Origin of the sequence: Streptomyces sp. NPDC000151, from assembly GCF_040301705.1 — a bacterium.
Lineage (GTDB): Bacteria > Actinomycetota > Actinomycetes > Streptomycetales > Streptomycetaceae > Streptomyces.
In genome coordinates this window covers 1-7,986 of record NZ_JBEPFC010000225.1, presented here as the reverse complement: position 1 = coordinate 7,986, position 7,986 = coordinate 1, and the positions used below count along the sequence as shown (strand labels likewise).

Here is a 7,986-nt window from a genome sequence, read left to right as displayed (position 1 = left end):
GGCGCGTGCCGTGTCGCGGGCCTTGGGCACCTCCGTGCGGGGGCGCAGCGCGGGCGTCACGGCGCGCGGGGCGGCGTCCGTTTCCGGGCGGGCGGGCGCGGCTGCCGGCCGGGGCGCTCCCGGCTCCTCCGGACGGCCGGCCGTACGCCGTGCTCCGGAGCGCTGCCCCTCGGGTGCGGCCGGTCGCGGCCCCGGCTCCGGCCGTGTGGCGGGCCGCAGCAGCGGTGCCGCCGGCCGGACGGGCCGCTCGGCGGCGTCCGCGGCGTCCGGGCGCGCGGTCTCGGGCCGCAGTACGGTCGTCTCCCGTTCGATGGTTCTGATCTCCCGCTGGAGGGCGGCCTGTTCGCCCTCGGGCGCGGCGGTCAGGGGTGCGTGCGGGTACCGCGCTGCCGGAGCGTGCGGCTCGGCGGGCGCGCCGCCCAGTGCCTCGATGCGCTCGAAGGGGCCGGGCAGACGCGGCTGTACGAGTGTGCGCGGGGCCGCCGTCACCGTGCGGCCGACGGGCGCGCCCGGCAGTGCGTGCCGCGCCAGCAGCCGGCCGAAGTAGTCGTCAGACATCTGCGCACAGCTCCAGGTAGTAGCGGCGCCGCAGCGGGCTGAGCGCCAGGATCTCGGGCTCGCTCCAGCCGTAGGCCGAGGCGAGCAGGTGGACGTCCAGGAGCACGTCGCGCGCCCAGGCGTCCAGTTCGGTCCACAGGTAGCCGGCGATGTCCAGCTCGGCCGGGGTGGCCGCGCCGCACTCGGGGCAGGTGATGCTGAGCGTCACCTCGGCGCCGGGGTCGGCCTGCTCGACCGCCTCGGCGAACCGTTTCAGTACCGCCTCCGGCAGCCGGGCGCGCTCCTCCTCCGTCGCCGTACGGCCGTCCCGTACCGCGGTGAGCACGCAGCGGGCACCCAGCAGCCGCCGGGCGTCCGCCGCGTCCGTGGCGGCGGCCGCGGCCTCGGTGAGGTCGGCGACGGCGGGCAGCCGGAACGTCACCGACCAGCCGCCCTCGGCGACCCGCAGGCCGTCCTCCGGTGGCGCCGGCCGGATCGCGCCCAGCTCGGCCGCGTCCAGCTCGAACTCCATCGCCGCGCCGCACTCCGGGTCCGCGCACGCCAGCTTGACCTGCATGCGCGCGCCGAAGAGCGCGCGGCGCAGCGCGAACAGGTCGGCGGCCCGCTCCCCGGCCGGCACCGACAGCAGTGCGTCGGTGCCGGCCTCGGGGCGGGCGGCGCGGTGCAGCAGCAGGGCACGGCCGCTGTCCTGCAGGGCCAGCCCGGCCTCCCAGGTGGCCAGCAGCTCAGCGGGCCCGGTGACCGCCATTCCTCACCTCGTCCGGTGGTGCTCGGGTGTCTCTCGTACGGGGTGACTCAGGCGGGGTGCGTGAACGAGGGCTCCTGCGGCTCCTCGACCTCGTAGTCCCGCTCCCAGCCCTCGCACTCCAGCTTCAGGCTCTGGATCGCCACCGCGTTGGCGTTGGCGTCCAGCTCGCCGAGCACCTGGTACTCGCTCGGCCAGGCCCGGTAGATCTTGTGCGAGACGGCGACCTGACCGGCCTCGTTGAGGACCTGGATGACGATGTCCTTGCGGAAGTCCGCGAGCGACACCTCCGAGCCCAGCCCCGCGCCGACCTGCCAGACCTTGTTGGCCCAGCGGTCGAACTCCGGGTCGTGGGTGACCCCGCGCTCCAGGGTGATGCCCTCGAACTCCGAGCGCCCGGGCGACTTGCGCGGCGAGCTGGGGTCGCCGCCGTGCCGGTGCTTGACGACCTCGGTGGTGCGCTTGAGCGGGGATATCTTGCTGATGCCCGCGACCGTCCGACCGTCCCACAGGACCAGGAACTTGAAGTTCTTGTACGGGTCGAAGCGATGGGCGTTGATGGTGAACTCAGCCATCGGATTCCTTCGTTGCCTAGTTCCTTCGCTGACGGATGCGTGGCTAGAGCTCGAACTGTCCGGCCATCTGCTGGATCTTGACGATCACGAACTCCGCGGGCTTGACCGGCGCGATGCCGACGACGACGTTGACGATGCCGTTGTCGATGTCCTCGGCGGTCGTGGTGTCCTTGTCGCACTTGACGAAGTACGCCTCGCGCGGCGTGCCGCCCTTGAAGGCGCCCTGCTGGAAGAGGCCGTGCAGGTACGACGAGGCGTTCAGCCGGATCTGCTGCCACAGCTGCTCGTTGTTGGGCTCGAAGACCACCCACTGCAGGCCGCGCAGCAGGGACTCCTCGACGTGCAGCGCGAGCCGGCGGACCGGTACGTACTTCCACTCGCTGTCCAGCGCGTCGGCGCCCTGCAGCGTGCGGGCGCCCCAGACCACCGGGCCGACCATCGGGAAGGTGCGCAGGCAGTTGACGCCCAGCGGGTTGAGCAGGCCGTTCTCCCGGTCGGTCAGCTTGACCGAGAGGGAGTGCACGCCCGCCAGGCGCGCCTCGGTGCCCGCCGGCGCCTTCCACACGCCGCGCTCGCCGTCGGTACGGGCGATGACGCCCGCGATGGCGCCGGACGGCGGGAAGGTGCGCAGCCGGCCGGTGAGCGGGTCGGTGAGCTGGAGGTGCGGGAAGTACAGCCCGGAGTGGTTGCCGCGGACGGACTCGAAGGCGCCGATGCCGGCCCGCGCGGAGTCCACGGAGACCCAGGTCGAGGGCGCGTCCACGAGGTGGAAGATCCGCCGCTCCTGGCAGAGCCGCTCGGCGGCCGAGAGCACCGTGACCATGTCCTCGGTGTTCTCGTACGCGGACAGCTCCGGCAGCGACAGCAGGTTGACGTCGTCGACGTCGCGCAGCGCCTGCAGGCCGGTCTTGCGTGCCTCGCTGCCGATGATGTCGCGCGGGCCCGGCGCGTCGCCGTCCACGCCGCCGGAGAGCGGGAAGACCGGCGGATTGACCGAGGCCTCCAGGCCCAGGTCGTTGGCGCACTCGCCGACGAACCGCACCACGTCCTCGGGGTCGGCCGACCCGGCGACCACCTGGAGGCGGCGGCCGAAGGCGGTGACCTGGGCGCCCGCGAAGGCGTGCTTGCCGGGGGCGTCCGGCAGCGCGCGCAGCTTGCGCTCCAGGAGGAGGGCGAGCTCGGTGACGGTGCAGGGGGCCTCGCCGTCCTGGTCCGGGTCGTAGAGCGTGAACTCGCGCTCCACCTCGCCGATCTTGACGGTGAGGTCCACGGCCAGGTCGGGCAGCTCGTGCGCGAACGGCTTGGAGACCGTGCCGGAGGGGTCGGGGCGCCCCTCGTCGAGGACCTTGACGCGGATCAGCTGGGAGCCGGCGTTGATCACGGTCTCGGCGTACCGGCCGCTCTCGGGGTCCATGGACAGGTTGCCGTAGGACTCGCGGGCGGTGCCCTTGGCGTCGAGGACCTGGAGGTTGAACGTCTCCTCGCAGGCCGTGGTGTCGTGGTCCACGGCCACGCGCAGGCCGTCGCCCCAGATGCCGGGCTCCTTGGCGTGCACCTCCAGCACCGGGCACTCGCTGTGCCCCTCGGTGGACTCCAGGGTGACGCATGCCTCTTCGCCGGTGCCCGCCTTGACGGCCCGGACGATCACGGCGACGGTGCCGCCGTTGCCGAAGAACTGGTGCACGGCGTAGCTGAGCGGGCTCTTCGAGGTCAGCCCGCCGAAGCGGCGCTCGAAGTCGGCGAAGCTGGTGACGCGCACCGGGTGGTTGAGCGGACCGCGGCGAGTGTGTCCCACGAAGGCGGTCACCGAGGTGGTGACGGTGGCGATGGTACGGACGCTGCTGGGAAGCTCTTCGACGTAGACGCCGGGATAGGTCGCGTTTGTCGGCATTCCCCCTCCAATCCCTTCAGGCACCGAGTAAGAGGCACCAAGAGGGAGGTGGGGAGGAGGTGGCCAAGCCGACGCCACCGCGCCCCTACGCGGCCGCGCACTGCTCATCAGTTCTCCCCCGTCCGCCCCGGTGAGTTTCGGTCTTCCGGGACCAGGCCGCCGCTTGTGGCGCCGGCCTGTGACTCCTGATGCGTAAGTGCACAACGCAGTCTCCAAGGCCGCCAGTTGGAGGGTCAAGGACGCGTTCCGGTCAGCTTTTGCGAAGGAGTTGTGAGGGCGATCGCGGCCCGGTGAGCGGGCGGCTGCGGTGGGTGGCGGGGGCGTACCGCCCGTGAGCGGGTCGCCCCGGTGCATACCGGGCGCCGGTTGCCCGCCGTGCGGGGAGGTCCGGCAGCGGAGGGGTGTACTCCGTGTGAGGAGGTGGTGCGGGCCACCGTCGAGATCCGGCCGAGTGCGGCCGGCCGGTGTGACGCGCACCTCCGTCCGCGTGATCTGTGACAGTAATCACCGCCGCAGTGTGATCTGTGATTTAGGAGGGCCGCTGCCGCGGGGATAACCTGCGAGACGGACCTGCCGCGTACTGGCTGACGATGTACGCCCTTGCTGTGACTGCGTTGTCACCCTGCCTTCGCGGCACGCCCGCGCAGACAACGAATCCGCGATCACCACGACTCGCGGGCTACTTGATTAGCAAAGGGACGGACGCGCGTGGACCTGTTCGAGTACCAGGCGAGGGACCTCTTCGCCAAGCACGGTGTACCGGTGCTGGCCGGTGAAGTCATTGACACGCCTGAGGCGGCCCGCGAGGCGACCGAGCGGCTGGGCGGCAAGTCTGTCGTCAAGGCCCAGGTGAAGGTCGGCGGCCGCGGCAAGGCCGGTGGCGTGAAGCTGGCCGCCACCCCGGATGAGGCCGTCGCCCGGGCGACGGACATCCTCGGGATGGACATCAAGGGCCACACGGTCCACAAGGTGATGATCGCGGAGACCGCTCCGGAAATCCTCGAGGAGTACTACGTCTCGTACCTCCTCGACCGCACCAACCGCACCTTCCTGGCCATGGCCTCGGTGCAGGGCGGCATGGACATCGAGGAGGTCGCGGAGAAGACCCCCGAGGCCCTCGCGAAGGTCCCGGTCGACTCCATCGAGGGTGTGACCATCGAGAAGGCCCGCGCGATCGTCGCCCAGGCGAAGTTCCCGGCCGAGGTCGCCGAGAAGGTCGCCGAGGTCATGGTGACCCTGTGGGACACCTTCGTGGCCGAGGACGCGCTCCTCGTCGAGGTCAACCCGCTGGCCAAGGTCGCCTCCGGCGACATCCTGGCGCTGGACGGCAAGGTGTCCCTGGACGCCAACGCCGAGTTCCGCCAGCCGGAGCACGAGGCCCTGGAGGACAAGGCCGCAGCCAACCCGCTCGAGGCTGCCGCCAAGGCCAAGGGTCTGAACTACGTCAAGCTCGACGGCCAGGTCGGCATCATCGGCAACGGCGCGGGTCTCGTCATGAGCACCCTGGACGTCGTCGCGTACGCCGGTGAGAAGCACTCCGGCGTCAAGCCCGCCAACTTCCTCGACATCGGTGGCGGCGCCTCCGCCGAGGTCATGGCGAACGGCCTGGAGATCATCCTCGGCGACCCGGACGTCAAGTCCGTGTTCGTCAACGTCTTCGGTGGCATCACCGCCTGCGACGAGGTCGCCAACGGCATCGTGCAGGCCCTGGAGCTGCTGAAGTCCAAGGGCGAGGACGTCAACAAGCCGCTGGTCGTGCGCCTCGACGGCAACAACGCGGAGCTGGGTCGCAAGATCCTGTCCGACGCCAACCACCCGCTCGTGCAGCGCGTGGACACCATGGACGGCGCGGCCGACAAGGCCGCCGAGCTCGCGGCCGCGAAGTAAGGGAAGAGGGACTCCAGAACAATGGCTATCTTCCTCAACAAGGACAGCAAGGTCATCGTCCAGGGCATGACCGGTGCCACGGGCATGAAGCACACCAAGCTCATGCTGGGTGACGGCACGAACATCGTCGGCGGCGTGAACCCGCGCAAGGCCGGCACCAACGTCGACATCGACGGCACCGAGATCCCCGTCTTCGGCACGGTCGCCGAGGCCATGGAGAAGACCGGCGCCAACGTGTCCGTCCTCTTCGTGCCGCCGGCCTTCTCCAAGGCCGCCGTCATCGAGGCCATCGACGCCGAGATCCCGCTCGCCGTCGTGATCACCGAGGGCATCGCCGTCCACGACTCCGCCGCCTTCTGGGCGTACGCGAAGGCGAAGGGCAACAAGACCCGCATCATCGGCCCGAACTGCCCCGGTCTCATCACCCCGGGCCAGTCCAACGCCGGCATCATCCCGGGCGACATCACGAAGCCGGGCCGCATCGGCCTGGTCTCGAAGTCCGGCACGCTGACGTACCAGATGATGTACGAGCTCCGTGACATCGGCTTCTCGTCGGCCGTCGGCATCGGTGGCGACCCGGTCATCGGCACCACCCACATCGACGCCCTCGAGGCGTTCGAGGCGGACCCCGACACCGACCTGATCGTCATGATCGGTGAGATCGGCGGCGACGCCGAGGAGCGTGCGGCCGACTACATCAAGGCCAACGTCACCAAGCCGGTCGTCGGCTACGTCGCGGGCTTCACCGCGCCCGAGGGCAAGACCATGGGCCACGCCGGCGCCATCGTCTCCGGCTCCTCCGGCACCGCCCAGGCGAAGAAGGAGGCCCTCGAGGCCGCCGGTGTCAAGGTCGGCAAGACCCCGACCGAGACCGCCGAGCTCGCCCGCGAGCTGCTCGCCGGCTGACTCCGGCGCGGCGCGGCGCTGCGTCCCTGACATGGCGTGCGCGTAGCTTTTCCGAGCGCGGACCCGTACTCCCTTGGGGGGTGTACGGGTCCGCGTTCGTCTGTGTCCGGCCGCGCGTCAGGGGCGGTGCTGCGGGTCGTGCTCGGCGTGCGCGTCGCCGGCCGGGCCCGCGGGCACGCCGGGCCGCGCGGGTGGCGGGACGTACCGCTCGCCGGTCCCCGCCCACAAGGAGGCGGCCGTGACCGCCACGATCAGCCCGGTCAGCCCGATCGCGCTGCGCGTCATCCGCCGGGTGCTGCGCTCGCTGCCGGTCCGTACGGCACGGGCGTTCGCCGTCCGTACCGGGTGCGCCGCCGCCAGCCGTGCCAGCCGCTCGCACAGGATCTCCCGCTGCCGGGCCGGTGGCTGGCCCGCCAGCCCCAGCTCCGGCAGCCGCCCGGCCAGCGCCTCGCGGGCGTGCGTCAGCCGCCCGTGCGCGGCCGGCGTGCTCGCCTCGATCTCGGCCGCGGTCTCGGGCAGCTCCAGGCCGACGGCGTCGTGGAGCAGCAGGGCGCGGCGGTAGGGAGCGGGCAGCCGCAGCAGCGCGGCCAGCAGCGGATCGGGCCGCCCGCTGCCCGACCCCTTCGCGGGGGACCGGAAGGTGCTGGGGCGGAAACGGTGCCAGGGGGAGAGCGCGTACTCGTGTGCCGCGGCCCGCACCCAGCCGGCCGGGTCGTGGTCCCGGGCCACCTCCGGCCAGCGCTGCCAGGCCAGCTGGAACCCCCACTCGACCGCCTCGCGGGAGAGCTGCGGCCGCCCGGTGAGCAGGAACGCCTGCCGGGCGAGCGCCGGGGCGTGCCGGACGTACAGCGCGTCGAAGGCGGCCGCGGGTGACGGTACGTCAGCCGGGCCGGCGCCCTTCCCGGGCGAGTCGGGCTGCTGGGACTTTCGGGCTGTCCGGGTTGTAAATCCCATAAACGTATCTTGGGCGACACGTCCGGTATTCGCCCGCTGCGTGGTGGAAACGGGTGTTGTTGGCAGCATGGCGGCGTGAGCCAGATGACCGACAACGGCCCGACGGCGGCCACGCCGGGCGGGGCCGCTGCGCCGCCCGCCACCACGACCGGCGGCGCGTTCCTCGTGGGGGTGGTCACCGCCGGGCTGGGCCTCGGCGTCTGCACCGTCTCCGTCCTCCTCCTGTGGATCGTCGCGCCCGCGCCGGTCGCCGGCAGCCCCTCCGCCGCGCTGCACATCGCCGCCGACCTGTGGCTGCTCGCGCACGGCGCCGACCTCGTACGCACGGCCGGGCCCGGCGCGGCAGCCGTACCGGTGGGCGTGACGCCACTGCTCCTCGTCGCCGTGCCCGTATGGCTGCTGTACCGGTGCGCCCAGCGCGCCCTGTCGGCGGCGGACGGCGGGCCGCGGCGGCACCGGCGCGGCAGCGG

General features: G+C 72.1%; 8 protein-coding genes. 3 read left to right on the top strand and 5 right to left on the bottom strand.

All coding sequences use genetic code 11. The features are described 5' to 3' along the window. The 4 genes from ABT381_RS34090 to ABT381_RS34075 all read right to left on the bottom strand — a co-directional run. On the bottom strand, positions 1–558 hold a 558-nt coding region (locus ABT381_RS34090; protein WP_351601410.1), incomplete at its 3' end, for a hypothetical protein. Beyond that, positions 551–1,306 carry a T4 family baseplate hub assembly chaperone gene (locus ABT381_RS34085; RefSeq protein WP_351601407.1) on the bottom strand — a complete coding sequence of 252 codons (756 nt, stop codon included), beginning with the start codon at positions 1,304–1,306 and terminating at the stop codon, positions 551–553. The genes ABT381_RS34085 and ABT381_RS34090, both read right to left, overlap by 8 nt. 47 nt (positions 1,307–1,353) lie before the next feature. Next, complete coding sequence (locus ABT381_RS34080; protein ID WP_351601404.1) at positions 1,354–1,878, bottom strand: phage tail protein; 525 nt, start codon at positions 1,876–1,878, stop codon at positions 1,354–1,356. A gap of 43 nt (positions 1,879–1,921) precedes the next feature. Then, entirely contained in the window at positions 1,922–3,769 is a 1,848-nt protein-coding gene (locus tag ABT381_RS34075) for a phage tail sheath C-terminal domain-containing protein (RefSeq protein WP_351601401.1), read from the bottom strand. Positions 3,770–4,477: 708 nt separating this feature from the next. On the opposite strand from ABT381_RS34075, the gene sucC reads away from it, so the two are divergent. Both sucC and sucD read left to right on the top strand, forming a co-directional pair. Beyond that, a complete protein-coding gene (gene sucC / locus ABT381_RS34070; protein WP_351601398.1) occupies positions 4,478–5,656 on the top strand; it encodes an ADP-forming succinate--CoA ligase subunit beta in 1,179 nt (392 codons plus the stop codon). Positions 5,657–5,677: 21 nt separating this feature from the next. Then, complete coding sequence (gene sucD, locus ABT381_RS34065; protein WP_351601395.1) at positions 5,678–6,562, top strand: succinate--CoA ligase subunit alpha; 885 nt, start codon at positions 5,678–5,680, stop codon at positions 6,560–6,562. 117 nt (positions 6,563–6,679) lie between these two features. Here sucD and ABT381_RS34060 read toward each other — a convergent pair whose 3' ends face one another. Continuing rightward, a complete protein-coding gene (locus tag ABT381_RS34060) occupies positions 6,680–7,516 on the bottom strand; it encodes an RNA polymerase sigma factor (RefSeq protein WP_351601392.1) in 837 nt (278 codons plus the stop codon). 84 nt (positions 7,517–7,600) lie between these two features. Between ABT381_RS34060 and ABT381_RS34055 the strand changes: the two genes are divergently transcribed. Then, positions 7,601–7,986 (top strand): cell division protein PerM (locus tag ABT381_RS34055; protein ID WP_351601413.1); only part of this gene is annotated, 386 nt, incomplete at its 3' end.